Origin of the sequence: Bacillus cereus group sp. BfR-BA-01430 (genome assembly GCF_022663115.1) — a bacterium.
Classification (GTDB): Bacteria; Bacillota; Bacilli; order Bacillales; family Bacillaceae_G; genus Bacillus_A; species Bacillus_A cereus_BD.
The window spans coordinates 1-758 of record NZ_JAKUEW010000058.1; the positions used below are offsets into that span (position 1 = coordinate 1).

Here is a 758-nt window from a genome sequence, read left to right on the forward strand (position 1 = left end):
TCACGAATGCGACGGTAGCCATAACGACCTTCATTTTCCTCATAAATCGCTTTAATTTCAGCTTTCAAATCGGCATCTTGATCCGGACGATTCATTTTCTTTACTAAATCATAATACGTACTCCGTGGAATACCAGCTAGCTCCACGAGTGCCTTCACCGAATATTTATGCCTTAATTCATAGACTACTTGTGCCTTGTCTTGTTTCGTGATTTTTCCTTGTTTTGAACTAAGGCATTCAACTTTTTTAAGTACTCATTTTCCATTTCAAGCTGTTGAATACGTGCTTCAAGTGCTTCGACTGACCCTTCAGCTAAAGCTTGTTTTACTTGTTTATTTGAATCTTTTTTCATGGATGGACGCCCCTTTTTCTTAGATTGAAGGGCATCAATTCCTTGTGTTTCGAGCTGTTTTTTCCAAACAGAAATCGTTGAAGGGGCAGGAATGTTAAAGATAGCTGCCGTCTCAAATAAGGACATACCGTTTTCAATCATAAAGTTTAGTACGTCTAGTTTAAATTGTTGTGTGTAATTTGTACATCGTTTTAGAAAAGCTTCCATACCATTCTGTTTATATTGGTTTACCCAATTCAAAATAATTGTGTCACTTATACCAATCGATTTACCCATTTCTCGATAACTTTCATTTCCGTTCAAATAACGTAGAACGATTTGTATTTTTTCATCAGCTGTAAATTTAGCCATAGAAAAACTGCACCTCCAATTGTTAGACTGTGTCTAACAATTGGGGTGCAGTTCA

General features: G+C 36.5%; 1 pseudogene. It reads right to left on the minus strand.

From position 1 onward, the window contains the following. Window positions 1-703 (minus strand): annotated as a pseudogene (locus tag MR058_RS22900) (IS3-like element ISBce19 family transposase); the annotation flags it as partial. Window positions 704-758: the final 55 nt, after the last annotated feature.